General features: G+C 46.6%; 12 protein-coding genes and 1 pseudogene. 6 read left to right on the top strand and 7 right to left on the bottom strand.

The window, feature by feature from the left end; genetic code table 11:
- Nucleotides 1-2: 2 nt before the first annotated feature.
- The 3 genes from AB4486_RS13695 to AB4486_RS13705 are packed head-to-tail and all read right to left on the bottom strand — an operon-like array spanning nt 3 to nt 15,777.
- Complete coding sequence (locus tag AB4486_RS13695; protein ID WP_372117377.1) at nt 3-5,942, bottom strand: beta-ketoacyl synthase N-terminal-like domain-containing protein; 5,940 nt, start codon at nt 5,940-5,942, stop codon at nt 3-5.
- A complete protein-coding gene (locus tag AB4486_RS13700; RefSeq protein ID WP_372117378.1) occupies nt 5,939-7,972 on the bottom strand; it encodes a PfaB family protein in 2,034 nt (677 codons plus the stop codon). Before AB4486_RS13700 ends, AB4486_RS13695 begins: the two co-directional genes overlap by 4 nt.
- Nucleotides 7,972-15,777, bottom strand: coding sequence for a phosphopantetheine-binding protein (locus AB4486_RS13705; protein WP_372117380.1), 7,806 nt, complete (start codon nt 15,775-15,777; stop codon nt 7,972-7,974). Before AB4486_RS13705 ends, AB4486_RS13700 begins: the two co-directional genes overlap by 1 nt.
- Nucleotides 15,778-16,495: 718 nt before the next feature.
- On the opposite strand from AB4486_RS13705, the gene AB4486_RS13710 reads away from it, so the two are divergent.
- The gene (locus AB4486_RS13710) at nt 16,496-17,308 is read left to right on the top strand and encodes a 4'-phosphopantetheinyl transferase superfamily protein (protein WP_372117382.1); all 813 of its coding nucleotides are present in this window, start codon (nt 16,496-16,498) and stop codon (nt 17,306-17,308) included.
- A 75-nt stretch (nt 17,309-17,383) separates the two neighbouring features.
- Here the strand turns inward: AB4486_RS13710 and AB4486_RS13715 are convergent, their stop codons facing one another.
- A complete protein-coding gene (locus AB4486_RS13715; protein WP_004736070.1) occupies nt 17,384-17,791 on the bottom strand; it encodes a thioesterase family protein in 408 nt (135 codons plus the stop codon).
- A gap of 356 nt (nt 17,792-18,147) precedes the next feature.
- Between AB4486_RS13715 and AB4486_RS13720 the strand changes: the two genes are divergently transcribed.
- The 3 genes from AB4486_RS13720 to AB4486_RS13730 all read left to right on the top strand — a co-directional run bounded on the left by AB4486_RS13720 (nt 18,148) and on the right by AB4486_RS13730 (nt 21,327).
- Nucleotides 18,148-19,143: a TRAP transporter substrate-binding protein gene (locus tag AB4486_RS13720; RefSeq protein WP_016788636.1), complete on the top strand. Its 996-nt coding sequence runs from the start codon at nt 18,148-18,150 to the stop codon at nt 19,141-19,143.
- A 64-nt stretch (nt 19,144-19,207) separates the two neighbouring features.
- Entirely contained in the window at nt 19,208-19,963 is a 756-nt protein-coding gene (locus tag AB4486_RS13725; RefSeq protein WP_029235189.1) for a TRAP transporter small permease, read from the top strand.
- 2 nt (nt 19,964-19,965) lie between these two features.
- Nucleotides 19,966-21,327, top strand: coding sequence for a TRAP transporter large permease (locus AB4486_RS13730; RefSeq protein WP_017060625.1), 1,362 nt, complete (start codon nt 19,966-19,968; stop codon nt 21,325-21,327).
- Nucleotides 21,328-21,381: 54 nt separating this feature from the next.
- Here the strand turns inward: AB4486_RS13730 and AB4486_RS13735 are convergent, their stop codons facing one another.
- The 3 genes from AB4486_RS13735 to AB4486_RS13745 all read right to left on the bottom strand — a co-directional run bounded on the left by AB4486_RS13735 (nt 21,382) and on the right by AB4486_RS13745 (nt 24,833).
- Complete coding sequence (locus AB4486_RS13735; RefSeq protein ID WP_017060624.1) at nt 21,382-21,555, bottom strand: hypothetical protein; 174 nt, start codon at nt 21,553-21,555, stop codon at nt 21,382-21,384.
- A 78-nt stretch (nt 21,556-21,633) separates the two neighbouring features.
- A complete protein-coding gene (locus AB4486_RS13740) occupies nt 21,634-22,983 on the bottom strand; it encodes a sigma-54 dependent transcriptional regulator (protein ID WP_102429104.1) in 1,350 nt (449 codons plus the stop codon).
- Between the two features lie 29 nt (nt 22,984-23,012).
- Complete coding sequence (locus AB4486_RS13745) at nt 23,013-24,833, bottom strand: ATP-binding protein (RefSeq protein WP_102429105.1); 1,821 nt, start codon at nt 24,831-24,833, stop codon at nt 23,013-23,015.
- A gap of 163 nt (nt 24,834-24,996) precedes the next feature.
- On the opposite strand from AB4486_RS13745, the pseudogene AB4486_RS13750 reads away from it, so the two are divergent.
- Both AB4486_RS13750 and tig read left to right on the top strand, forming a co-directional pair.
- Nucleotides 24,997-25,179 (top strand): annotated as a pseudogene (locus AB4486_RS13750) (hypothetical protein); the annotation flags it as partial.
- Nucleotides 25,180-25,473: 294 nt separating this feature from the next.
- Complete coding sequence (gene tig / locus AB4486_RS13755) at nt 25,474-26,772, top strand: trigger factor (RefSeq protein ID WP_017065881.1); 1,299 nt, start codon at nt 25,474-25,476, stop codon at nt 26,770-26,772.
- Nucleotides 26,773-26,807 lie beyond the last annotated feature (35 nt).

Below are 26,807 nucleotides of genomic sequence, written 5' to 3' on the forward strand. Positions count from 1 at the left end.
GCTTAAGCTTTATTGATACCAGAAGCTTTATCGGTAGCAGGGGCTTCTTCGATACAAATTGCGATGTCTTTCACTTCGTAAATACGCAGACCATCTTTGCTCAGGTTTGCGTCACCAACGATGATGCGTTTGCCGTCTTCGTCTTTAACCGCTGTGATATGTACATCGAGAGACATCTGTTTGTTCAGAGGGTTAATCTGACCACGGTATTTCCATTTCACTTCAGATTGGATTTGACCGAACTTTGGATTGCGGAAGTCAGCGCCAAGATCTTTGTTTAGCGCATAGGTTTGCATCAGCTCGATGATCGCTTCGACACCTAGAGAACCTGGCATTACAGGATCTTGATGGAAGTGGAATTGGAAGAACCAATCACTTGGGTCAATCGTACGCTCAGCGTATAGGTAACCAAGACCGTCTTTACCACCATCGCTAGTGATCTGCACGGTATCGATAAAGTTCAAACGACCGCCGGCCAATTTGTAGTGCTCTTGTACTTCACCAGTAGACGAGACAGGTGCATTGAAGTAACGCGTCGTTTTGTCTAGCAGGTTGATGTTTACATCCGGCGTGCGGTTGTTATCAACGTGCCAAGGATGAGTCACCTTACCGTTGTCCAAACCCAGTTGGTCTTTCAGTGCTGCGCCTTTGAAGTAACCAAATACCGCTGTACCTTCGTAGAATGGCACGCCGTCAGTGCTCAGTTCGAAGCTAAAGCTCTGTACGATGTTTGTACCCATCATTACGGTTGAAAGCAGGCGAGAATCGTTGGTGATCGTTTTGCCACGCAAGTCGACGTTACGCAGCATTTTGCCGCTGCCGTCTAGGTTACGGAAAAACAGTTCTTCACCTGGGAAGCCTAGTGTGGTGCCCATGTAGCCAGAGATGAAGCCGTTTGGCTGCAGTGAAATCTCCATCAACACCGAGTAAGGCATCAAGGTATGGTGGCTGTTTTCATCAAAGTACCATGCATTTTCTGGCACTTCGTATTCAGCGATACACGATGAAGGTTTCTTGAAGTCGCCACGCTTGCCGTCGATCTCAACGACACGAGTGGTTAACTGCAAGTCGCCACACGGAGTACGTGGTGGAATCATCCCACGGTAGATAGAGAAATCAGGGCCGAAACATTTTTCGATGTCGCCAGTCGCGAATTCGAACATGTGGTATGGCGTGAATGGAACCGTATCGGGTGTGCGGTTCGGGTAATCAGGCGTTACCGGAGCTTCAACATGTTGAAGAGGAATCACGCCTTTATTTGGCGCTGTTTCTAGGTCTTCAATTTGCGCCATCAACGGCGCATTTGCTGAAGCCTGCTGATTAATGGCGGGTGTATGGCCCAAGTTTTCGATAACAGGGGTCGCGACAGCTGTTTCTAAAGAAGGCAGGTAACGAGTACATTCGTCATCTTCTTTGATCATCACACCCAAGTTTTGGAAATCAACAATCACTTTGCCATTCAGTAAAATATCGATGTTAGCTTTCGCGTATGGGCGAGGGCTTAGACCAATCTCGGTCACTTCCATGCGGTAAGTCAGTTCTGCCGATTGTGGTAGAACTTGACCACGACAGCGTACTTGTTGAGGGGCATTTTCAAGCGGTTGGAAACGACCATTTTGAACAAGCGTGTGCATGCCAAGGTGCATCATGAAGAATTGCAGCAGTTGACCACAACCTTCTGCCATCAAAGAGCCAGCCATTACTGAGTCATCTTTGAAGTGACAAGGGAAGTACCAGTGCTCAGGCTCTAGCTGTTTGTGACCTTCAATCAGACCAAGTCCCCATGTGCCACCTTGCGGTTCAACACGGCTAACCTTTTCGATCATCATGAACTTCTCTGCGCTGAAGCACAAAGAAGGCTGGTGGCGATCAGATTGGTGAGTCGGGCCAAAACACTCTGCAATGTTTGCAGTCAGTAGGTGGCGCAGTTCTTGGTGGTTAAACTGGGTTTTAGGGCAGTGCAACATAGGGTCGAAACGTTGCTTAGTGGCAAGTTTACGAGCCTTGATTTCATCTTCAGTGTGAATCACGCCCTTGCCATCGGCTAGCTCTTCATCAGTGAAGAAGCCCGCACAGCCGTTATCCATTTTCAGGATCATCTTGTCGCCAACGAAACATTCGTACGAGAAGAAGAACAGTAGCGTGTCGCCATTGCGAGCAAAGCTGTTGATTGAGATGTCGTAACGCAGCGTATCGCCACCACGAGGCAAGTCGCCAAGGAAGGTCAGTGTACAATCAAGCAGGCGATAAACACGCTCGCCTTTGTTTTCGAAATCAATGCCTAAGTAGCTGATCAGCATTAGGTCACACTGACCAGATTCTACCGCTACAGCCCAAGGGATTTGACCATCAACAAGATACGGCGCATCAACTGGGATGTCGTACTCTGTGGTCATGGTGCTTGGCTTGTATTCGTTCACTGTCGCGTTGAGCTTGGTTACACGAGATACCAATAGGTAGTCTGTGGTTGGTAGGCGAACGCGGCGCGAGTAGCTATCGATGATCGCGTAGTCAGGGCCAAATACATTGGCGATGTCGCCTTCAGCGTATTCAACCAGATCATCGTAATCCCAGATACATGGTTTACGGATAGGTTTTACTGGTGCTGGTGTCGCAAGTGCGTTTACTGGCGCTGACTGAACCTGAGCTGGTTGAGCTTGCACAGGCTGAGTTGATGTTTCGGCTGAGCTATCTAAACCAGACGTAATTGCGTTTAACTGTGCTTTTAATAGCGCATCAGCCATCTGCATGCCTTGGGCTCGAGTGTGCAGGAATGCTTTGTGTACCTGTTGAGCTGCTTGCTGATTTTGAGCAAAAGCTTGGTTGTGTGGTGTTACAGACGGCTGTGATGCTGCATCCGTATTAGCGTCGATATTTGATACGCCATTTTTAGCGGATAGGACATGAGTCATATTGCTGTGGTTACCTGTTAGCTGACTGTGACGAGTTGGCGCCAGAGTAGGGGATACTGATGTAGGAGTTTCGATGACTGGCTCTACCGCGTTCTGCGCTAATGCCTTCTTCTCTAACTCTTTTTGCGCAAGGGCTGCTTTGATGTTTGCTGTCGTTGGAATCGACGCCACTTTTGCTGCTTGTTTGCCAGAAGCTTTCTGTTGAATCGTTGCTAAGTTAGTCACTGGGGTTTGGGCAATATGTTGATAGATATCGCGACCACCGAGAGTCACTTGCTTAACCAATTGACGTTTAGCATCACTCGCCAGTTCACTGCTTAAACGAACCGATAGTGATTGAGATTCAACACTCGACTGGCTTATTAGCAGCTGTGAACATTGTCCTTCGCTGATGTTGGCAACAATCGCGCTCTTAGAGCTGATATTTGGATTCAGAGACTCAAGGTTCAGGTTGAGGAGACCGTGTAGCAGGCTTGCCATGCCAGAAGCTGCAGAGCAGTGACCAACACGTTGGCTCGCTTGAGTGGTCTTGGTAACTTCTAAGTTGAGAGATACAAGCTCGTGTGACAAAGACTCAGGTGCATGGTTAAGCTCAAGCAGAGAAACATCGTTTGAGCTCATACCGACTTGAGTCAGTAACTCATCAACAACGGCGTTGTTACGCTCGCTTGAGCCAAAGGCCAAGGCGTTAATGCTGCCGTAAGCTGTGTCTTGGTTGCTCGCTACTCGACCTTCTTCCACAAGAACAATTGCACCTGCGCCTTCGCCCACATTCCAACTGCCGTCTTGCGGTTGTCCGAATTTTGGATCAAGCGACACTGGGCTCACGCTGTTCTTCAGAATCACATGTTCCGCACTGCCGCTTAGGTCGACGGCTGCAATCACGACTGCATCCATGGATTCTTGCGACATCAGGTTTTGCGCGACATCGACACAACGAGCAACTGACTGTTCAGCGGCTGAAATCGTAAAGGCAGGGCCATTAAAGTCCCATAATGAAGAGATGCGCGAAGCCATGATATTGCCGATGAAACTGGTGTATTGGTTCAGTTTGGCTGCGTCCATCACACTGTCCATCGCGATGGTTTCTAGCGATTGGTATTCGTCTTGTGTTAGCTCAATACCCATGTTGGCAAAGCTGTCAGCCAATTGGCTATGCAGGTTTACGCGTCCACGGAATTGGTGCATCTCAAGCTCAGTTTCCATCGCTACCAGTACTGCAACCTTTTGGCCTGCCACAAGCTTGGCATCTTTGATCGCTTCGTCTGCAACTTTCATCAGTAGCAACTGCTGAGAGATCAAACGGTCATCTTCATTCGGCGGTACTTTGAAGCGTAGGAAATCGAGGTCGAATTGATCGATGTAAGCCCCGTTTGGAATGCCGTGTAAACCAAACTGATTCAGCAGTTCTGGATGTTGGTCTAAACCTTTCCAGCGCTTCTTAGGCAAAGCAATGAAAGCATCGTTGTTGGTTTCAATCGCAGTGCTCAGCGCGTTGATGCTTTGCAGAGAACCGAAGTGAGACGCTAGGCCAGTAATGCTTAAATTAGACGGCTGTAGTCTTGGAGACGCAGACTCTAGAGTCTGGTTTACATGACTCTTATCTGAGTACGCTTCAAGCAGTAAGTGTGCGTTACAACCACCGAAACCAAATACAGAAACACCCGAACAGCGCTCTGAGTTGCCCGCTTTACTTGGCCAAGGTTGAACTTGCGTTGGTAGCGTCTGTGAGCCAAATAAACCTTCTGGCGACGATAGCGGCTTGTCCAAATTAATACTTGGCGGAAGAACACCTTCTTTCATCGCAAAAATCATCTTCATGATCCCCGGCATACCCGCCGCAGTCAGTAAGTGACCGAGGTTGGACTTCGCAGAGCCAATCAATGGCGGGTTAGAACCATTCAGTTTGTCAGCAAAGAAACGTTCCATTGAGGTTAGCTCAACCTTGTCACCTAACGGTGTGCCGGTTGCGTGACACTCAATTACTTCGATGCTGTCTGGTGTTAGGTTTGAAGCCTCGTAAGCGCGTTCAAAGGCTTGGACTTGTCCCTTGCTATTTGGGCTTAATACAAACTGGCCTCGGCCATCGTTCGACAAACCAATACCGCTGACGACTGCGTAAATATTGTCGCCATCACGCTCTGCATCAGCTAAGCGTTTTAGGACTAAAACCCCCGCACCTTCGCCAGCAAACAGACCTTTACTGTTGCTATCAAACGGAACCGACACACCGTGGTCAGGGTAAGCGTGGAAGATGGAGAAACCCATGTTGATAAAGAATGGGTCAGCACCGGATACCGCACCTGCCAACATCATGTCGGCTTTGCCCGTGTTCAAGTAATCACACGCTAACTTCAATGAATACACTGAGCTTGCACATGCCGCGTCTAGGCTAAGCTGCACGTTGCCTAGACCCAATGCATCAGCCACTAACTTAGAGGCGTTATGTGCAGCAGCGCCGTTGATCGGGTTGAGGTCTTGAGCGGTTTCATTAGTTGGTAGCAGTGAAAACTGGTCATTAGCCAATTTAGCTTGTAGTGCTTTCTCGACCACCGAGTGATATATCGGCAGAAACAAGTCGTTTGAGCGTGTGGTTGGGAACGAAAGGGCACCCATGATCACGCCTGTGCGCTCTAAAACATCGGCATTCAGATCAATGCCAGCGTCGACTAAAGCCTTACGACTGGTGTCCAAAGCCCATAGGAAACTTTGGTCAACACCGTTGAATGACTCAGCTGTTAAGCGGTAGCCATTGCTGTCGAAATTGAAGTTTTCGATGTAGCCGCCTTTATCACAGTAAAAGCGGTCTGATTCGCCTTGCACGCCCTGATAGCTTTCAGGTTTAGCACCTAACTTTTCAGCGCTTAATGTGGTGCGAGAATCTTTTTTATCTAGCAAGTTTTGCCAAAAGTCTTTTGGCGTATCCGCTTCTGGATACTGGTTAGCAATACCAACAATCGCGATCTTATTGCACTTCACTTGCTGCTTATTCTTAGTTTGAGCCTGATACTGGTTCGATTGAGAACTCATACTAGCTCTCCTTGATGATTCACTGCGCTGCCTTGAGGCACACCACGTAATTGCTTAGCGGCGGTGATCTGTTGTTCTAGCCCTTGAATAAGTGGCTCGACAGACAGTGGAATTTGATGAGTAATGAGCTGGCCAATACACTTGATGAGCGTGACAATATCGTCACCACCCTTGGCATTGGAAGCGATTGTGCAGTACTGGTCGGCTACGTTGTCGCTACGATTGATCTTGTCGATCAATGTGCTGGTTTGACGATCGGCACCTACTTCGACAAACAGACGAGCACCTTGCTGACGCACACTCTGGATCAACGCGGTGAAATCCAGCGTCGAACAGAAAGTATCGGCAATTGAAAGGGCGATGCTGTCGCTGTCGATATTGATTGGTGCGCCCGTCGTTAGACCTGCTGCGCTGATAAAGCGGATATGCTTTGGCAATTCGTCGAACAGTGGTTGCGTGTAAAACTTACGCACTTGGCTATGTTGGCTCAATGCTGGTGTGGTGTGCATTGCGGTAACACGATTCGCGGCAATGCCACGTTTACCCAGTTTTTTGAGCAATGCACGACATGTGCTTTCACAACCTGCCAGTACGCAAGTGTCACCTTGGATGATAGCGAGATAAGCGCGTGGAAACTCTGGTAACAGAGCCTCAATCGCTTGCGCATCACTGCGAACCACAAAGCTGTTCCATTGGATGCTTTCGTCGCCGTTCAGCTGCCAATCTTGACGCACTGCAGTGAGTTCGCCAGAAATTGCCGTGGTGAAAATAGGGCTAGTTTGAGTCATCTCAATCAACGCATGTGGGTTTTTCCAAACATTTAAGCTGGCCCACATGGAAGCCTCACCCTTGGAGTAACCCAAAGCGAAATCTGGCTGCACTTTGAATTCATCACATAGCAGTTGTGTTAACAGGTAACTACTGCCTACACCGGCAATTGCCAATTCACTAAGCGACATTTCTTGCGAATCTTCAGCGTAGGTTTTCTCTGCCTGCAGCATCTCTTTCAAGTTACCCTCACGTTCTAAACGAGCAAATAACTGTGGGAAATGGTGGTGAAAATCGCGCAACATACCGGGATAAACCGTGCCAACACCAGGGTAAACAAATGCAACGCCACCTTTGCTTTGAGGCTTTGGTGAGAAACAACTGCCTGCTGGAGTCTTGTATTGGCTATTGTCAGCCATTATTTTTGGCAACGCATTTTCTAGCGCTGTGATCTCTTGCAGTGCAGCATCGATTGAAGCCGCCTGAATCACGATATTCGCACCACAGTCAGCATTGTGTTGAGCGCTTTGGAAATGACTTAGGTTTGAATACATCAAGCTGGCGATAGCAAGTTCTCTGTCTGCCGAATCACTAACGCATTTAAGCTCAGCTCTTAGTGAGGCCAACTGAGAAACCAATTCAGTTTGCTCGCAGCCAGAAACCACAAACATCAAACTCTCGCTGGATAGCAATGGCTTTGGCTCGTGCAAACCGGTCGCTTGAGTCAATATCAGGCTGGTGGCTTTTGGGCTATCGTTACTGAAAGTTAACGCAGCAACACGTGCTTTGTTTGGCTCAGTGAACCAGTAATGGCTCGGTAATGAACGGCTCGATATCGCATTAACTATATTCAACAATTCATCAAACTGCTGCGAAGCCGATAAGTCAGAGTGTTGCTGTTGATGACTTAAATCTGAAGCGGGGCGGCGTGCAATATCCAGAGCTAGCTGAATGCTATTTCCGGTAGCTGTATCTACAAAGCTCGCCAAATTCGCGTGTGGGTGAATCTTATTCTGAGCAGCATTCAGCGCACTTAACATCAACAATGATGGTGAGTGATGATCCAAACAGAGCTTAACGACATTATCTTGATTGACTGTCTCGATGGCGTGAGCAAGTGCTTGATTAAAATTGCCATCAACCACAACAGTTATCATCTCTGGGAACGAGGGAAATAAGTCGGCAGAAAGCTCAGCCGCGTTTGCTGGCTGAGCTAAAAGAGCGATGCGCAATGGCATCGCTTTATTAGTAGGAACAGTCACTATGACAATTGCTCCTTTTCTGGGTTCTTAGTCGCTTCTTTCTTCGGCACTGCTGAGCTAGATTTTGGCAAAAATGCGTCATTTAAGCTCTTGCTGATGGTGACTTTGGCACCTTTCATTACTGCGCTTAAACGACCATCTTGGTGGTAAAGCGAGATATCAGCTTGCAGTGAACGAGTCGTGCTTTTTATCACGCTCAGTTCTAGCCAACCTTGGTCACCATTGTGCATCGGTGCGTAACACACAAACTCACCGATTGCAGACGGTAGGCTTGCCGCGCCGTATTTCAATCGAGCCCATACCAACATGGCTTGCAACAGATAATCTTCAGCAAATGGTTGGCTATCGCCAAAGCCTTGCTTAGGAATAAATGATCCGCAGTCGCTGTTTTCAATCTGAGGCAACTGGCACTGAGCCAATAAGCCTAAGTCGTCAAAGCGCTCAACTGAGGTAATACCTTGCAATCTTGGTCCATGAAACAGAGTGCCGTCACTGTATAGAGCTTGTGCCGTTGTTACAGGTGCTGAAGTGCTGGCTTCAAAGCGTTTTGTCGACGCTTGTTGAACATCTTCAGACATTTGCACAGAGGCAACTTGCAACTGAGCTTGATACTGTGGTCGTCCTTGGCAGCTGATTACTGCTTTTAGCTGATCTTTTGATTTAGCATCAGAGGAAAGAACCAGTTTCAGCTCTTTCACTTCATCAGTATCAAAAATCACACCTTTCAGCAGTTTGTAGTTGTGAACGCTAACGTTCACCCCTAACAGTTGCTCTGCGACTTCACGCATCCATTGGATGGCACACACTGTCGGTAACACTGGGTTACCGGCAATGCAGTGATCTTGAATGAAAGGCAATGCCTTTGGATCAAGATGACGTGTCACAGTAATGCTTGTATTCAGCGGACTCTCTGCAAGGTGCACAGACTCCGCATTAAGCTTTTTTACAGCAGCTTCCTTGTTGTCAGAACCTTGCATGCTCGTACCAACCAGCAGTTGAATGCCAGTTTCGTTCAGTAGTTGAGAACTAAATAGCTCTGCACCCGCCTGAAGAGGAATTACGTACACACCGCGCTCTGTAAACATACGTTTCAGTGCTGCGTTGACCATGCCACCGTCCCACGGTCCCCAGTTGAAGCTCATCACTTTCGCTTGAGGGTTACGAGCAGACAGCTGTAGAGCCGCTTTGTTCAGGATCTCGTTGGACATTGAGTAATCGCTTTGGCCTGTGTTTCCGTAGAAACCCGCCGCCGAAGAGAACAAAGCAATCAGTTTTAGCTTGCTGCTATCAAGACCACCAAGAACCGCTTCTAGTCCGCCCACTTTGGTGCCGTAAACCATGTTCAGTTCATCAAGCGTTTTGTCTTGAATATGCTTGTCAGCCAGTACACCTGCACCGTGGATAAGACCTGTGATGCCTTCGAAGTTTGCCAGTGTTTTTGCTACTGACTTATGGTTCGATACATCTAGGCTTAGGTATTCAGCGCTCGCGCCGATCTCATTGAAAGCGGCAAGTGCTGCGTTGATTTCAAGGCTGCTCAATACAGGTTTTAGCAAGGCATCTACTTTCTTCGGCGTTGGTTTGTCACCTGTTGCTTGTAGGTGAGCGATAGCCGCTGGTTTTAGCTCTTTCTCTTGCATACCTTGTGCCCACTGAGGTAGCTCAACTGAAGTAATATGCTTACTACGACCTGCAAGAACGAAATGAGATTTACATTGCTTAGCAAGCGTCAGTGCACATTCAAACGTCACGCCTTTAGCGCCACCAGTTACGAGAACTTTGTCGCTCTTGGTGAGTTGAGCGCCTGTGTTTTTAGTTTGTGCAGCGCCTGGTGTTGTCGCAATCAGTGTTGCACGACCAGATTCACCGTTTTCCGTATGGCTAAGGCCGATTTCAACCGTGTTGGTATCGATATCGAACAGTTCACCTGTGATAGCTTCAGCTAGGTGACGAGCATCAATAGAAGCGTCAGCATCCAATGCACGGCAGAATACGTTTGACCATTCATGGCTCAGTGTCTTAGTTAGACCAGATAGAGCCGCTTGGTTAAGTTCTGCATTCGCTAATTGCTTAGTATCTAGGTAACCAAAGCCACCATCGATACGGCTTAGTGTGAAGAACACGCTACGACCAGAAACGGCATTCAGTTGGCCATTTAGGTGCTTGGCGAATAAGAACGCTGTCGTCAGTGAAGCTCTTGAGTCTGCATTCAAGTTAACCGCTTGCTCGTTGCTTTGTTTAGCATCAACGATAGCTTGTAGGTGAATGAAGCCAGCAATCACTTTGTTCGACGTTTTAAGGTCTGCTTCGATGTCGTTAATAACTGCAGTCACACCAGCATCATCGACGCTGTTGAGTGTGTAGCTTGCGATTTCACTGTTTAAAGGTGACGCGGCAGAAAGAGCACTACGCACTACAGCAACTTGAATGCCGTTAGCGGTCAACTTTTCTGCTAGAACACCGGCGTTGTGACCATCATCTGTGATCACGACACAAGCGTCTTTTGAGAAACAATCGACGAGTTTATCTGCCGCTGGTAGCTTTTTTAGCGCTACCTCATTGTGTGGAGGAAGTTCCGCTGTCGCTGTTTCTGCGATAGGCGTTACTGATTCAGCTTTAGCAGTCGCTACAGGTGCAGCAACGGATAGCTTGCTTTGCATGTAGGTAACGATTTCACCAAGAGTACGACACTCAGCTAAGTCTTCAGGGTTTAGCTCTGGCAGCGTTGGTAGCTGGTCTTGAACCGTACCCAAGATCTCAACGCGTTTAATCGAATCGATACCAAGGTCAGCTTCCATGTCCATCGCTAGGTCGAGCATTTCTGCTGGGTAGCCTGTTTTGTCGGCAACCACTTCCATCATAGTTGATTGAACGTGAGCAGGGTTTAGGTCGTTGCTCGTGCTTTCTACAGCGGCTTCTGGAGCAGGAGCTACTGTCGCTGCTTCCGAATTCGGAGCTAGCTTGCTGTTCATGTAGTCTACAATTTCACCCAGAGTACGACACTCAGCTAGGTCTTCAGGGTTTAGCTCTGGCAAGGTTGGTAGTTGGTCTTGAACCGTACCAAGGATCTCAACACGTTTGATTGAGTCGATGCCAAGGTCAGCTTCCATGTCCATTGCTAGGTCGAGCATTTCTGTTGGGTAGCCCGTTTTATCCGCTACTACGCTCAACATTGTGCTTTGAACTTGTTCTGCGTTTAAACCGTTTGATACTGCTGGCGCAGATGCTTGAGCTGCTACTGGAGCAGAAGCTGGAAGCTTGCTGTTCATGTAGGCTACGATTTCGCCTAGAGTGCGACATTCAGCTAAGTCTTCAGGGTTTAGTTCTGGAAGAGTCGGTAGTTCATCTTGAACCGTACCAAGAATCTCAACACGCTTGATTGAATCGATACCAAGGTCGGCTTCCATATCCATTGCTAGATCTAGCATTTCAGTCGGGTAGCCCGTCTTCTCTGCTACCACTTCTAACATCGTCTTCTGAACAACAGCTGCATCTAGTCCATTGTTAGCTGCTGCTGGCGCCACTACTTCCGTTTTTGCTGCAACTGGTGCAGAAGTCGGAAGTTTACTGTTCATGCTTTTAGTATTCATGTAAGCAACAATTTCGCCAAGAGTGCGGCACTCAGCTAAATCTTCAGGGTTTAGCTCTGGAAGAGTAGGCAGTTCATCTTGAACCGTGCCTAGAATCTCAACACGTTTGATTGAGTCGATACCAAGGTCTGCTTCCATATCCATTTCTAGATCAAGCATTTCCGTTGGGTAACCTGTCTTCTCAGCAACCACTTCAAGCATGGTTTGTTGAACGACTTTCGCATCAAGACCGTTAGCGGCTTGAACAGGAACGGCTGCGCTTGGCTGTGCTGCCACAGGCGCTGATGCTGGCATCTTGCTGTTCATGTAAGTAACGATTTCACCAAGAGTACGACACTCAGCTAGATCTTCAGGGTTCAGCTCAGGTAGGTTTGGCATTTCGTCTTGAACGGTACCAAGGATCTCTACGCGCTTGATTGAGTCGATACCAAGGTCTGCTTCCATGTCCATTTCTAGATCAAGCATTTCCGTTGGGTAACCCGTTTTCTCGGCAACGACTTCAAGCATTACTTTTTCAGCATCGGCTGATTGTACTGCTACTGGTGCTGCTACAGGAGCTGGTTGTGCTTTAACTGGTACAGGTTGGGCTGCAACAGGCGCTGCTGCTTGAGCTGCAGGAACGGCTTTCTGTACTGGAGCTTTCTGAGCTACCACATTTTGAACAGGTGCTGCTTGTACTTGAGCTACAGGCTGTTGGATGATAGCTGTTGGAGTAGCTGGAGCTTGAATCGCTGGCTGAGCATTTACAGAAGCAATGAAGGTTGGTTGTGCTGTTTCGACTGAACCTTGCGTCAGCATGTTAAGTGCTGAGTTGTTGCTGTGCGCTTGCATTTCTAGGTAATGAGCGTGAGCTTTTAGCGTTTCAGCTTGGTGCTGGTGGAACATCTCCATAGAACGCTGTAGGTTCTCAGGAATTGCTACGCCTGCTGTTGCCATTTTCGCTTGCTCAGACATTAGGGTGTTGAACGTGTCACCGTATTGCTGAGGAATCGCAAGGAACTGCTGATGTACTTCTGCTGCTTGTTGTTGAGCATTGAAGAATGATTGCAGTGAAGACTCATCAACCGTTACTGAAGCTGTTGGTTGAATAGTCGCTGGTGCAGCTTGCGCCACTTGAGGTTGCTGAGCTACTTGTGCACTTGGCGCTGCTGCAACTGACTGTTGTACATTTGAAGCTTGAGGAGCAGCCACAGGTACTTCAACGATTTCTGTTTTAATCACTTCTTTTTCCACGATTTTCTCGACTTCAACTTTCACTTCAACAATCTCAGTCTTTTCGGTGACGTTGCCCGAAGCCAATGATTGATCCATTTTCTTACGAGTAGCAGGGCTGATGTAGTTGGTTGCATTCAGCTTGATGTTCATTGGTGATGCCTTTGCAGGTTCAGCAATGTCAGCTTGGTAAGGGTCAATGTTGTCTAATGAAACACCAGCCACGCACAGTTGAACGGCAGCTAAACGAAGCTGTTGGTCACTGTCGCCTTTAGGGTTTGGGTTGATGCTGATTGCATAAAGTTCTTCGTTCTTATCAGCCAGTGTTTTTTCAACCAGCTTTTGAAGAATGTTCTTGGGACCGAACTCAACGAATACACGCGCACCGGCTTCGTACATCGCTTCAATTTGCTCGCTAAAACGAACCGATTGCAGCATGTGTTGCTTGAACGCTTTCTTGATCGCTTTAGCGTCTTTGCTGTGCAGCTTGCCCGTTGCATTTGAGTAAAGCGGCAGTGTTGGAGCGCTGAATGAAGCTTTATCAATTGCAGAAGCAAATGGTTTTTGAGCGTGAGCAACAAGCGGTGTGTGGAAAGCGCCAGACACTGGCAGAGCAATCGCTTTGAAGCCTTGTTCTGTTAGCGCTTGTGCTGCTTGTTGAACCGTCGCAGTTGGACCTGCAATAACCAGTTGAGTCGGAGCGTTGTAGTTGGCAATGCTCACGCCTTCGAATTGGCTGATGCAGCTTTCAACGGCTGGAAGTTTGTCTGCGTCTAGGATGACCGCAAACATCGTACCGCTGTCACCTTGTTCTGGTGTCGCCGCCATTGCATCGCCACGAGCGAAAGCTAACTGGTAGTAATCGTCTTGCGAGATAACACCCGATGCACATAATGCGCTTAGCTCACCAAAGCTGTGGCCTGCAACCATGTCTGCTTTGAAGCCTGCTTGAGTCATGATGTCGAACTGACCCATAGACACAGTACCAATTGCACTTTGCGCATTGGCGGTGTTGGTTAGCACAGCTTCTTGAGCTTTGGTTGCTTCTGGTGTGAAGGTTGGAATTGGGAACAGAATTTGCGACAGAGCCGTTTTCTTGTGCTGACCAAATACTTGATCCGCTTGAGCAAGCTGTTGGCGCATTTCAGGGTAATGACAAGCAAGCTCGCGACCCATGTTGAGATATTGCGAACCTTGACCTGCAAATAGCGCTGCCACTTTACCTGCGCCGTTGCCAGCAATCAGTGCCGATTCACGGTAGCTAGTGCCGTTTGGCATCTGCCAATGTGTTTTGGTTTGGCTCTCAAGCATAGAGACCGCTTGAGTCAGCTGCGCTTGAAGGTCTGCTTGGTCAGTGACAACTAAACCAAGACGAGCATGCTTAGCGTCAACTTCGCGTAGAGCGTGTTGCTCAGCAAGCGCTTCCAGTTTGAACGCTGCATCTGCAGTTTGAGTTGAAACCTGTTTAAGTTCATTGATCAGTGCTTGACGAGATTCTGCGCTGAATAACAGAGTTTGCGGTACTTGGCGCTGACGGTATTTGTCACCGCGAGCGTGCTCTGGCGTGTACTCTTCTAATACAACGTGGAAGTTAGTGCCACCAAAACCGAATGAGCTGATACCTGCACGGCGCGGTGTGCCGTCGACACGTTGCATCCAAGGGCGCGTTTGTGTGTTTAGGTAGAATGGTGAGTTCTCGATGTCCAGTTTAGGATTCGGGCTCGACACGTTGATCGTTGGCGGAAGTACTTTGTGGTGTAGTGCCAGTGCAGCTTTGATTAAACCTGCAGTACCGGCGGTTGATTTGGTGTGACCAATTTGAGATTTCACAGAGCCTAACGCAATGTGTTGCTTCTCTTCGTTGTTCTCACTGAATACCGAGTTTAAGCCACCAAATTCAGCCACATCACCTGCTGCGGTACCTGTGCCGTGCGCTTCTAAAAGGCCAAGCGTGTGCGGTGCGAAACCAGCATCATCGTAAGCGCGTTTTAGTGCTTTTGCTTGTCCTTCAGGGCGAGGCGCGTAGATACTCTTGAACTTACCGTCCGAAGAAGAACCGACACCTTTAATCACTGAGTAGATTCTGTCGCCATCGCGCTCTGCATCTTCAAGACGCTTAAGAGCAACCATGCCAATGCCTTCACCAATCATCATGCCTTTGGAGTCGATATCGAAAGGTTGAATGGTTTCATTAGTGGTAAATGCAGGTGTTTTAGAGAAACTCATGTACATGGTTGGTGAGTTATCAGTACACACACCACCTGTGATCATCATTTCACTGCGACCTTCAACCAGCTCACTCAGAGCCATGCGCATTGCGGCTAGAGAACCTGCACACGCAGCATCTACTACACAGTTAATGCCACCAAGGTCAAAGCGGTTAGCAATACGACCTGAAATAACGTTACCCAATGAACCAGGGAACGAGTTCTCTTCCCAGTGGATGTATTGGTCTTGGAATTTTTTGATCAGCATTTCGCTGTCTTCGTCGTTGATGCCACTGCTCTTGAAGACTTTTTTCAAAACAGGGTATTGAAGACGAGCATTCAAGCTTTGAGCGATCTTCTGACCACCGCCTACACCGAGTGTAATACCGATCTTATCGCGATCGTAACCTTCAGGAAGTTTCGCATCTTCAAGTACTTCTTTTGCCACGATCAGAGATAGCAGCTGTGACGTATCAGTCAGTTCTAGGATATTTGGCGGAAGGCCGAATTCCATAGGGTTGAAGTCAACTTCTGGGATGAAGCCACCGCGCTTACAGTAAGATTTGTCTGGCGTAGTACGATCTGAATCGTAGTAATCTTCTGGGCGCCAGTGTGTATCAGGCACTTCGGTAATTGCATCGATCTTTTCGCTGATCAAATCCCAGAATTTGTTTAGGTAGCGAGAGTTCGCAAACATGCTTGCCATACCAACGATAGCAATAGGCATGTCTTTAAGACGTTTATTAAGTCGAGTGTCGTCGACTGATTCCGGTGTATTTTTTTCGGGTTGGCTCATTATGAGTCTCCACTTGAAATCACTGAGGGCGATGTCGTGTTTTGAGGCTGCGCTTTTAATTGAATCGAAAATAAATCTGAAACAGATTTGGGCAAACGCAGCTGAAGAGTAAGGCTGCCGAAAGTTGGCCACCTGACTGAAATAGGGGGTGCGAAGTTCATTGACTTGCAGACGTTGAGAACGTGTTTCATGCGTGAAGGGGGTATTCGAATGTGAGGTTAATGTCCATTTAAATCCTGTCCAAAGTACTGCTTTATGCAAAGCAGGTATCCGCAATAAAAACGTGTGAATTTGTTTAATGGTTGAGCAGGCTACCCGAGGTGAGTGGCCGATACAATGCTCCCAGAGGCCACTATGATCTGTTCAGACCAGATGATTTTACTGAACTTTTGTTTTTTGTATTTTTAATGCAATTAACTTATTGATAATTAATGGGTGTGAGTAGTTTTTTAGTGTTTATGCTCTATTTTTTGACTTGGTGAGATCTATGTCAGATTTTTGTAAGTAACATTTAATAGATGCCTGTTCCGTAAGGCTAAGTGTGATCTGTGTTTTAATTTGTTATTATTTGAAAAATTAGTTTTAAGTCCGCATATGAAGGGTGTTTCCCTCCCGTATTCTCTAGGTTTCACTTAAATCATAGATGAGTTAAATTTGTTCGATTTGGTTGTTCCAATCGTGTTTTGAAGAGTGATTTCTAGAAGTGAGTTCGAGTTAAATGAAAACTTCCGTTGTTGATTTGTGGCTATGTTCTCTGAGTCATTTAAATGACCAGCCAGACAATGTATCGCAGCTCAAAAAGAGACTGGCAGCCGATGAGATAGCTAAAGTTGAGCGCTATCGAATGCCCTCATCTCAAATTCAGGCTCTGTATGTTCGAAATTACCTAAGAAAAGTTCTGTCTCGCTATTCTGATTTGATGCCTGAAGCGTGGCGCTTTGAATATGGCGAGAAAGGAAAGCCAAGTTTAGTCGCCAAACAGCAACTCAAGACGGGGTTAAATTTCAATATTAGTCATAGCAAAGAACATTTGTTGATTGCAGTTTGCCAGAGAGAAGGGAAGCAAGTTCAATTGGGTGTTGATATTGAACACGCAAGAAGTTCGACCAATATCGCGGCGATCATGAAGCATTACTTTTCGGAATTTGAGATTAACGATTTACTCGAGCTGGATGAGGTATCTCAAAGAGAACGTTTTTTTGATTTGTGGGCACTGAAAGAGTCGTACATCAAAGCGACAGGTAAGGGGTTGGCCACATCATTGAAAAGTTTTTCGTTCGATTTTTCCAATCTAACTCAACAAACGCTGCCAGTTCATTCGTCGGGTTTACGACCAGAGTTACATGGAGGAATCATTGTCCATAACGGTGTAGGGTTGGATGCTGCTGAAAATGACAATACTTCAACAGATTGGCAATGCAGTTTAGGAAGGCTGGATAACCAGTTTCGATTTGCCGTGACGCTTGGTGGTGCAACGCTTCCTATGCAATTAGAGATTAAGTGCTTCCCCAAATCGAAGCTACTTGGCTGAGTTTACGTTCGTTACACTAGAACCTTTAGCTTCTAATCTTGAACACGGCTCGCTCTCAGCCATTCGTAATATTGGCTAACTCGTTTCGCCAAGCATCGCTTTTAATACTTCTGCGGGTACAGGCTGAAGTTGTTTGTCTTTATCTAGGCAAACCATCTCGATATCACCAATCACGGCAGGTTTGGTTGCATCTTTACGCCAAACCTCTTGTCGCCATAAGGTTTTGTATTTTCCATCGAGTTCAAAAGAGGTTCGGATGTCGCAGATCTCAGCGAACTCAACCCCATCTTGAAAAGTCATGTTGGCTTTATAGACTGCAAAACCTAGTCCGTGCTCATTCCACAACTCTGCCAGTTTATCGCTGCCCAACACATGCTCGCGCGCACGCTCAAAGTATTTAAGAAAGTTAGGGTGATAAACCACACCTGAGTGATCGGTATCTTCGTAGTAAATCTGTACTGGGTGATGGTAGATCTGACTCATGGGTAGCAACTCTTGGTAAGTAGTGGATCAGTAAATCTGACTAAGTTGTGCAGCACTCTACAGGATAGGTCGAAATTACTTCAAGGTATCATCGGCAATGTGGCTCTTGGTCAGACCTCATTCGGCCGTATCCATTAGTGATGCGTTGGTCAACTCCCACCCATTTACAAATATTCTATGTGTCATTTCCCACCCATTGATTTTTGCAGCGAGTTGGTGATTGCAGCAGGCAGATATCATGAAGCCTTATGGTTAAAGGGTTGTTAATGATTTGTGTCAATGTGGCGCGCTAATTGCCTTAGTGAATGCACGCAGTTCCCATTGAAGGGCTGTTTTGTTTACTAAGGAGAATAATAATGTTTAAGCCTCTTACCCTGCTGTCTGTATCTGCTCTGGCGCTCACAAGTTTTAATGCAGCTGCAAACTGTGACCCTGGTGAAATCGTGATTAAATTCAGTCATGTAACCAATACCGATAAGCACCCGAAAGGCATCGCCGCTTCTTTACTGGAAGAGCGAGTAAACACAGAAATGAATGGAAAAGCTTGTATGCAAGTTTTCCCTAACTCAACACTTTACGATGATAATAAGGTACTGGAAGCCCTGTTAAATGGTGATGTTCAAATGGCGGCGCCATCGCTGTCAAAATTTGAGAAGTTCACTAAGAAATACCGCATTTTTGACCTTCCTTTCCTATTTGAAGACGTAGAAGCCGTTGACCGTTTCCAAAACTCAGAATCTGGTGAAAAGCTGAAGAACGCGATGAAGCGTCGTGGCCTGCAAGGTCTTGCGTTTTGGCACAATGGCATGAAACAGATGTCGGCGAACAAACCTCTTATCAGCCCTGAAGATGCAAAAGGTTTGAAATTCCGTGTTCAAGCATCGGATGTATTGGTGGCTCAGTTTGAACAACTAGGCGCTAACCCACAGAAGATGTCTTTCAAAGAAGTGTACGGTGGCTTGCAAACTAAAGTTATCGATGGTCAAGAGAACACATGGTCAAACATCTACGGTAAGAAGTTCTTTGAAGTACAAGACGGCGTGACCGAAACTAATCACGGTATCTTGGATTACCTAGTTGTAACGTCAAACGACTTCTGGAAAGACCTACCTGAAGATGTACGCACACAGCTTGGCACTATCGTTCAAGAAGTGTCTGAGACGCGTAACGCAGAATCTTCAAAAGTTAACCTAGCGAACAAAAACAACATCATCGAAGCGGGTGGTGAGGTTCGTACACTTACGCCTGAACAGCGTGAAGCATGGGTAGCTGCACTTCAACCAGTATGGAAGAAGTTTGAAAAAGACATCGGTTCAGACCTTATCGATGCAGCGTTAGCTTCAAACCAATAACACCGCTAAGGGAGTGGCGAGTATTCGTCACTCCTTATTAAAACAATTATAAGCGGAGTCAATTATGGAAAAGCCTCAAATGGAACAACCAAATTCTAGCGAATCAGCACTGGAAACCTCTCTTTTTTCCAAAGTCGGAAGAGTTACGGATGTGATTGAAGAGTCACTAATCGCATTTTTCCTTGGCGCAATGACGCTACTTACTTTTGCCAACGTGGTATTTCGATACGCATTCAATGACAACATCTTATGGGCACTGGAACTGACCGTGTTCATGTTTGCTTGGATGGTGTTAGTGGGCGCATCTTATGGCGTTAAAAAACACTTCCACATTGGTGTTGATGTGATCATCAACCTTGCCCCAGAAAAGCTACGCAAAGTGTATGCGCTCATCGCCGTGACAAGCTGCCTAGCATTTTCAATCTTACTTCTTATCGGTTCTTGGAATTATTGGTACCCATTCGCGACCGATCGCGCATGGTACGAGACCGACGATATTCCAATGCCAGAGATGCTTCAGTTTCTTGCTGACTGGCTGAATGAAGGCGAGCGATACGAGAAACTGCCACGTTTTATTCCTTATATGGCGCTGCCGATTGGTATGGCAATGCTAACGTTCCGTTTTGCTCAAGTTGCTTACCAAGTCGTCACAGGCAAGCTTGACCGCATGATTGCAGGACACGAAGCCGAAGAAGAGCTGGATGCGCTGAAAGCAGACGTGCTAGCGGGCCCTGACGAAGATGCAACAGCGGTATTGAATTCGACTCCGCAGAACAAAGCGAATGAGTCGAGTACAAAATCTAACGGTAAGGAAGACTAATCATGGCAATGTTATTTCTATTTTTAATGGTAATTGCTTTCATGTTGGTCGGTGTACCAATTGCAATTTCCCTCGGTTTATCGAGCGTAATATTCTTATTGATGCACTCAGATGCGTCATTAGCTTCAGTCGCACAAACGCTGTTTAATGCATTTGCAGGCCACTACACACTCTTAGCGATTCCTTTCTTTATCTTGGCCTCTAGCTTTATGTCTACTGGTGGCGTGGCGAAACGTATTATCCGTTTTGCTATCGCGATGGTGGGTTGGTTCCGCGGCGGCTTGGCGATGGCGTCGGTTGTGGCATGTATGATGTTCGCAGCCCTTTCTGGTTCATCTCCTGCAACGGTAGTGGCGATCGGTAGTATCGTTATCGCAGGTATGATCAAAAACGGCTACTCAAAAGAGTTCGCGGCAGGGGTTATCTGTAACGCAGGTACGTTGGGGATCTTGATTCCACCGTCCATCGTGATGGTGGTTTACGCGGCTGCGACCGATGTATCGGTAGGTCGTATGTTCTTAGGTGGCGTTATTCCTGGTTTGCTGGCGGGTGTGATGTTGATGATTGCTATCTACATCGCAGCACGTATTAAGAAGATTCCGGCACAGCCATTTGTGGGCTGGGGCGAGATGTTCGCAGCTGCGAAAGATGCGAGCTGGGGCTTGCTGCTGATTGTCATCATTCTAGGTGGTATCTACGGCGGCATCTTTACTCCGACAGAAGCGGCGGCAGTGGCTGCGGTGTATGCCTTCTTCATTGCCAACTTTATCTATAAAGATATGGGGCCTTTCGCTGACAAGAACAATACAAAGCCTGCTTTGGTTAAGGTGTTCCAAACGTTTTTCCATAAAGACACCAAAGACACACTTTACGATGCAGGCAAGCTGACGATCATGCTGCTGTTTATCATTGCCAATGCTCTGATTCTTAAGCATGTACTGACCGAAGAACGCATTCCTCAAATGATCACTGAGTCTATGCTATCTGCGGGCTTGGGTCCGATCACCTTTTTGATTGTAGTAAACGTTTTACTCTTGATTGGTGGGCAGTTCATGGAGCCATCAGGCTTGCTGATCATCGTTGCTCCTTTGGTATTCCCAATTGCAATTGCGCTCGGTATCGACCCAATTCACCTAGGTATCATGATGGTGGTGAACATGGAGATAGGGATGATAACGCCGCCTGTCGGGCTCAATTTGTTTGTGACCGCAGGTGTCGCGAAGATGTCGATGATGAACGTGGTAAAAGCCGCATTGCCGTGGGTTGGGGTGATGTTCTTATTCCTGATTATCGTCACTTACGTACCTTGGGTATCAACATGGTTACCAACCACCTTGATGGGACCAGAGATCATAACCAAGTAGCTATTTGAGTCATTCACTGACATGGAATTTAATCCATAAAAAATGAGGAGGTCGCTAGACCTCCTCATCTATATTTCTGCCACGATTTGAATGAGGCTTTATCTGCTCATACAAAGCGCGTTTTGCCTCTAATTCTGGCGTGTGTAGATCGACATGATTGTCAGCATAAAAAATACCATCTATCTCGAAAGTATCGGTAATCGATGGCACTTTTGTTTTCTCACCCATAACCACTTCCTTATTATATTTATTGCATAACATCCTGTTGTCGAAATAAGTATAGGTGATCTTGCTCCCAAATCTAATTTAGTTTGGTTCTACCTTATAAGATTCTTTCGTTAGCTGGTGCTTTTGCATCTTATCGTAGAGGGTTTTCCTCGGTAATTGCAGCCTCTCCATGGTCTCTTTTATACTGCCATTGCATTCAATAAGTGCCTGCTTCAACGTATTTTTTTCAAAGTCAGATACCAATTCTGCCAAAGACAGTTCTTGAGTAGTTTCAGTGGCGCTGTCTGATAAGTGAGAAAGCTTACCTAAAAGTACAAAACGCTCTGCAGTATTACGTAATTCTCGAACATTTCCCGGCCAATCATGAGCCAAAAGTGCGTGCAGCTCCTTTTGTGGAAGGGCAGGGGCAGTCTTGCCATAACGCGCCGCAGCGACCAGTAGGAAGTGGTGGAAGAGTGCTGGGATATCTTCTTGTCGGCTTCTTAACGGCGGTAAATCTAAGGTCACAACATTGAGTCGATAATAGAGGTCTTGGCGGAAAGTGCCTTCTTCAGCGGCTTTCTTTAGGTCGACTTTAGTTGCCGCAATCACTCGAATGTCTAGAGGGACTAAACCATTAGACCCAACCCTTTCGATGACGCGTTCTTGCAAGACGCGCAACAGGCGAATTTGTGCCTGCATTGGCATGGACTCAATTTCATCTAAGAATAGAGTTCCGCCCTGAGCAAATTCAAATTTACCGACACGTTTGCTTTCTGCGCCAGTGAATGCCCCTTTCTCATGGCCATACAGTTCACTCTCAATCAGATTTTCAGGTACTGCGCCGCAGTTGACTGCGACGAAGTTTTGTTCTCGCCTGCTGCTTTGTTCATGCAGAGAGCGTGCAACTAATTCTTTGCCAGTGCCTGTTTCGCCAAATAGCAATATGTCGGCATTGGTATCGGCAACGTGAGTGATGATAGACCGCAGCTCCGTCATTGATTGCGTGTCACCAATGATCCTTGGACCAAGTGCTTGGCTGGCTTTAAGTGAACGTTTTAACTCAAGGTTCTCGAGGGTGAGCTGACGTTTTTCTATCGCTCGCTTAGTGGTTTCGACTAGGCGTTCATTAGCGAAAGGTTTTTCAATGAAGTCATAGGCGCCGTATTGGATGGCTTGAACGGCCATTGAAATATCGCCGTGACCAGTAATCATGATCACAGGGATCTCTTTGTCTTTGTGCATTACGGTGTTGAGCAGATCATGCCCGGATAGACCCGGTAAACAGATATCAGTGATGATCACGTGAGGTAAGCCGTTTTCTTGAATCGCGAGCAGAGCAGACTCCGCGTCGGGAAAGAATTCGGCATCAATGTTAGCGAGCTCGAAGCTCTGTTCTATCGCCATTCTTAGGTCGGATTCATCATCAATGAAATAGACGTGACACATAGTGATTCCTTTACTTCTTTGTATTCTGGTTATTGCTGAGTTTTTGCTTGCTGTTCTTGTTCAACAAGGGGCAGCTCTATGCTGAATCGAGCACCGCCTTGAGGGCTACTACCGGTAACGAGCTTGCCATTTATTCCGCTGATTATTTGTTGAGAAATCGATAGTCCAAGTCCAAGTCCGTTTTTCTTGGTGGTATGAAAGGGTTCAAAAAAGTTTCCGTTCGAAGGGGAGGTGAAGCCGGGGCCGTTATCATCGACATGAATCAACAAGGTATTGGCCTGTTGATGGTCGGACTCTCTAATCTCTAACAGAATAGCTAATTGTTTGTCATCTTGTTGTTCCACCGCCTGAATCGCGTTGGTCAGCAGGTTAATGATCACCTGTTCCAGTTGAATGGCGTTGGCGAGCACGCAAGCATCAAAGGTCTCAGGGAGTTCGTTGACCTTAACTCGCTCGCTCTTGAGTTGTGGCTTCATCAGCTCTTTCGATGAATGTAAAACTGGGAGTATTTGTAAGGTGTGTAGCTCTTCCGCAGTAGATTTTTTGGCGAACGAGCGAAGCTGGTGGCTGATTTTCGCCATACGATCAGTGAGTGCCGAGATTCGCGATAGATTGTCATCGACACGATCGGTTTTTTCTTTGGCAAGAAACAATCGGCCGTTGTCGGCATAACTGCGAATCGCGGCAAGCGGGTTATTCAGTTCGTGACTGATGCTCGCTGACATCTGCCCTAGCACTGCTAGTTTGGCGGCTTGGATGAGCTCGTCTTGGGTTTGCCTCAGAACATGCTCGGTTTCGATACGGTGTTTGATCTCAACATGTAACTCCGATGTACGTTCAAGCACTTGAAATTCGAGTTTTTGCTTGGCTTCGGATTGCAGCCTGTCTATCTGTGCTCGTCTTTGTTGTCTATGGTGGTTGAGCTGCATTGTTAGATAAATAATCGCAAAGATTAGGCTCAAAACAACAAGGTAAGCAACCAAGTCCCACCAAACTAAGTGGGTTGGAGAAAATACCCGTATGGTGAGTCTTGGTTCGGCTAGGAAACGCGAAGAACTAAAGAACTGCTCTTGGACGAGTTTGTGTGGCGACTCAATACGACTGGTGGCACTGTCTAAATCGCCGGAGAAGTGCAGGCTTTCTATTTTTGTATCGAGATACTGCCTGCTTTCTTGAATTCGAGTGTGTTGTACTTCGCTTAGCGGCTGAAGGCTTTTGAACAGCCACTCAGGGTTACTCGACATAAATACAATTTGATCTTTATCGTCAGCAACAAAAAAACTCTGTTTGCCTTTCCAACTTGCTTCAATCAGCGATAAATCCATCTTTACGACAATGACGCCAATAATCTCGGCGGCATAGGAGACGGGGTAAGAATAATAATAGCCTCGCTTTCCAGAGGTTGAACCTAGCGCAAAATATTGATTTTCATTGCCAATAATCGCTTCTTGAAAGTAGGGGCGGAAAGCAAAGTTACGACGAATAAAAGAACGCGGTTGATTCCAGTTACTGGCTGCAATGGTGGTGCCGATACTGTCTAGTAGGTAGGTGTCGGATGCTTGAATCACCGAGTTTACGTGCTCTAGATAACGATTAGTGAGTTCGATTTGCGCAGAGTTACTTGGAGAGTGCAGGGCATCGACCAGCTCTTTGTCTTTTGAAAGCAGCTCGGGAATGTGCGCGAACTTATCCAATTGGCTTGAAATATGAACAGAAAAGCGGTCCAGCTTAGATTGATGATCATTTAACAAACTTTCATGGCTCGTGCTCCACACCCAATGACCGCCAAACACCATCAGTAAACTGTATGTGACCATTAACAGTATTGGGATTTTAAAAGCTTGAAACATGAAGGCTCTCCGCTGATTTCTTTGGTAAACAATCAAGCCTGTCTTCTCTCGTTTATGGTAGCAAATAGCGGTAGTTTTTGCTGAAAGCAGAGAGTGAACAGATGGATGTAGGTTAAGGGTTTGTAACGGGGATTGTTGAAAAAGTTATCGACTCTGAGGGGTAAAACAAGAGCAAGATCTCTTTTTAAGGTTTTTAGCAAAAAAAGCCCTCGATTCCCTTGAAAAAGTCGCTATTGTCCCCATTTCTGTTGTGCTAAGTGATGATTTGATCGTTTTTGTATCACTTAGTTGGACGAATTTAGAGCATTCATCATCATGCAGAGGTGAACGGCTCGACAGAGATTAAACAGATCGCTAGAATGTCGCGTCTAAAATTTCTGTCCTGAGGCTAATCGGAGATACCTTTCTTGTTTCTGAAAACAAGCTTTATTGCGTTTTAATCGACGTGTGAAGAACGAAGATATCGCTGATTAGTCTGGTGTTTGGTTGAATAATCAATTCAGACATCAATGCTCGATTTTAAATTAGGTGTTCGGATAGAGCACTACACAAGGATGCAGCCAACAACGTCTGCTTTTGAATTAAAGCTAAGTTACGGCTCATATGCTCAGATTACTGAGCCAGTTTTGAGGTTTATATAATGCAAGTTACTGTTGAAACGCTAGAAGGCCTAGAGCGCCGTCTTAATATTACTGTTCCTGCTGCTAACATCGAAGATGCAGTTACAGCTGAACTACGCAACATCGCGAAAAACCGTCGTTTCGATGGTTTCCGTAAAGGCAAAGTGCCAATGAAGATGGTTGCTAAAATGTACGGCAAAGCAGTACGTCAAGACGTGATGGGCGAAGTAATGCAACGTCACTTCATCGAAGCGATCGTTAAAGAGAAAATCAACCCAGCTGGCGCACCTACTTTCGCACCAGTTGAAAACAACGAAGGCGCTGACCTAGTATTCAACGCAACTTTTGAAGTTTACCCAGAAGTTGAGCTGAAAGGTCTAGAAAACATCACTGTTGAGAAACCAGCAGTAGAAGTTAAAGAAGCTGACGTTGAAGAGATGATCGAAACTCTACGTAAGCAACAAGCAACTTGGACTGAAGTTGAAGCTGCTGCTGACGCTGGTTCTCGTGCAACTATCGACTTCGTTGGTTCTATCGACGGTGAAGAGTTTGAAGGCGGCAAAGCTGAGAACTTCCCACTAGAGATGGGCGCTGGTCGCATGATCCCTGGCTTCGAAGACGGTATCGTTGGTAAAACAGCAGGTATGGAATTCGAAATCGACGTAAACTTCCCAGAAGATTACCACGCTGAAAACCTAAAAGGTAAAGCAGCTAAGTTCTCTATCAAGCTGAACAAAGTTGAAGCTCGTGAACTTCCAGAACTAAACGAAGAATTCGTTGCTAAGTTCGGCGCAACTGACGGCGTTGAAGGTCTTAAAGCTGAAGTTCGTAAGAACATGGAGCGTGAGCTTAAGCAAGCTGTTAAGAACCGCATCAAAGAGCAAGCTATCGACGGTCTAGTTAACGAAAACAACATCGACGTACCTTCTGCTCTAATCGATCAAGAGATCGGTGTTCTACGTCAACAAGCTGCTCAACGTTTCGGTGGCAACACTGAAGCTGCTGACCAACTTCCACGTGAGCTGTTCGAAGAGCAAGCTAAACGTCGCGTAGTTGTAGGTCTTCTACTTGGTGAAGTAATCAAGACTGAAGAGCTAAAAGCTGACGACGAGAAAGTTAAAGCTATCATCGAAGAGATGGCTACAGCATACGAAGACCCAACAGAAGTTATTGCTTACTACGAGCAAAACGAGCAAATGATGAACAACATGCGCAACGTTGCTCTAGAAGAGCAAGCTATTGATGCAATCATCGCTAAAGCTCAAGTTTCTGATAAAGAAGTTAGCTTCAACGAGCTAATGAATCAGCAACCTGCTTAATATAGTAATATCTGACGTAGAAGGTTGACGTACGG

The sequence above is a fragment of the Vibrio sp. 10N.222.55.C6 genome (genome assembly GCF_041473395.1).
GTDB lineage: Bacteria > Pseudomonadota > Gammaproteobacteria > Enterobacterales > Vibrionaceae > Vibrio > Vibrio crassostreae_C.